Source organism: Lewinella sp., assembly GCF_050633125.1.
Taxonomy (GTDB): Bacteria; Bacteroidota; Bacteroidia; order Chitinophagales; family Saprospiraceae; genus Lewinella.
Map to the genome: position 1 here is coordinate 1 of NZ_JBOEFX010000128.1, position 1,887 is coordinate 1,887.

Genomic DNA, 1,887 nt, shown 5'->3' on the forward strand with positions numbered 1-1,887 from the left:
ACCAAAACCAGCAGGTAGCCAAGCAGGCTTGCCTTGAGGGTACCAGGGGTAATACATTCCTCCGAAGCAATCGTATCTCTCTTCATCTAGTATTTGTTCCAGTTTCTCAAAAAAATTAGAGGCTAATTTTATATCATCATCGACAAATAGTATCCATTCGGAATTTATATTTATCACACCTGTATTTCGTGCTATACTCAAGCCAGGATTCGGCTCAGTAACAACTACCAAATTTGGAAAGCAAGACATCTTTTCTTTAAGTATTTGAGACAAACCGTTCAAGTTATTGTCCACAACAACAATTGGAATATCAAAACACAATGACCTTATAGACTTGATTGTATCAACAACAATACTCTCTCTATTAGCTGTACAAATAAGAATAGTTAGCAAAACACTAGAAGTGTTGTTATTCATCTCTATTTTTCTGTGCAATTATTAACTGATAGATTCCTAACCTAAATTTCTTAATAAGAAACTCAATTAAAGCATCTAATCTTGTTATTTTAAATAGAGAAACAGTATAATTATTAAAAAATAAGTACAACCAAGTTTTAGGATATCTTTCCATCATCCATGTATTATAGAAAGTGACATGACAAATCACCTTCAACCCTTGATTTTCTAATTTAGACTTAAGTTCTTTTTTTTTCATCCAGTCTTCTACTGGTTGTTTCCAACTCACCCTTCCGCCGCTAAAGTGATGCCTTTTAATAATACCATTCGGAGTAGTTAGTATTAATTTCCCTCCTTCTAACAATAAATCTTGCATGTTTTTGAATACGAAATCCTTCTCAAAATCAGGAATGTGCTCTATCAATTCTGTAGATATTATTATATCATACTTTTTATTAANNAACACCATCAACATTACCAAACTTTGAAAAAAGTGGATAAAACCTTCCGTCACCACATCCAAAATCCAAAATCGAAATTTGTTTTCTTTCATCTTTTGAGAAAAATAATCCATTGCTCAGTGTATTCTCTAACAAGTCCCACCTCCTTTTCTCCTCTACATTCAATGAACCTAGACTGTAATCACTTTTATTAAAGAAATTATTATAATAAACAACACCTTCCTTCTCCTTTTTCATTGTAAAAAAGACCAATTTAAGTTAGGAATTACTATTTGATTAATTTTTTCATTAATTAAAGAAAAATTAACACCGTCAATAGTTGGGACATCAATATACCCTGCATTATACCAGATTTCTTTTAGATCATTTTTTTTATCATTAAAATATATATCCAATATATACCTACCTGAGACCAGAGGTAACTCTGGAATTTCAACCGCAATAACACATGATGTTCTAACTGTATTATGCAGACTCTGATAATAATGCTCATTGTTCACACCAAACACACTTTCTCCTTGTAATGTTCTAAATACAAAACCTAAAAAAATATCTCCATTTAAACAAAGGTTTTGTAAACCTATTACTAAGTTGACGCTAACTGGATTTGACCCATTCAAAACAACAGTAGTTCTAAATTCGCTAATATTAAAATATACTTTCGTTTCTTGATTTTTTTCTTCAATCGAATTCAAATATTTCGCCACCCCTTCCCGTACAGCTTTAACGGCATCCAACTTACCTTCTTTTATAATTAATGCTTCTGTACATAATTGCTGTATTGAGTTTAAATTATGGCTAACAAAAAACACTGTCCGCCCACTTTGGGCAACATCTCCTATTTTTCCCAGGCATTTTTTCTGGAATTCTGCATCACCGACGGCCAAGACTTCATCTACCAGTAATACTTCCGCTTCTAAATGAGCAGCGATGGCGAAGCCGAGCCGAACATACATCCCCGAACTGTAGCGTTTAACCGGAAGGTCAAGGAAATTCTCTACCCCTGAAAAAGCAACTATTTCATCAAATC

The 1,887-nt window shown here is 33.2% G+C and carries 3 protein-coding genes; all 3 read right to left on the reverse strand.

Features of this window, described 5'->3' with window-relative positions; translation table 11 throughout:
- Positions 1–417: glycosyltransferase family 2 protein (locus ACRBG0_RS24545; protein WP_431489481.1), on the reverse strand; the 417-nt coding region annotated here is incomplete at its 3' end.
- On the reverse strand, positions 410–855 hold a 446-nt coding region (locus ACRBG0_RS24550), incomplete at its 5' end, for a class I SAM-dependent methyltransferase (protein WP_431489482.1). The genes ACRBG0_RS24545 and ACRBG0_RS24550, both read right to left, overlap by 8 nt.
- Positions 856–1,090: 235 nt before the next feature.
- Positions 1,091–1,887 (reverse strand): ABC transporter ATP-binding protein (locus ACRBG0_RS24555; RefSeq protein ID WP_431489483.1); only part of this gene is annotated, 797 nt, incomplete at its 5' end.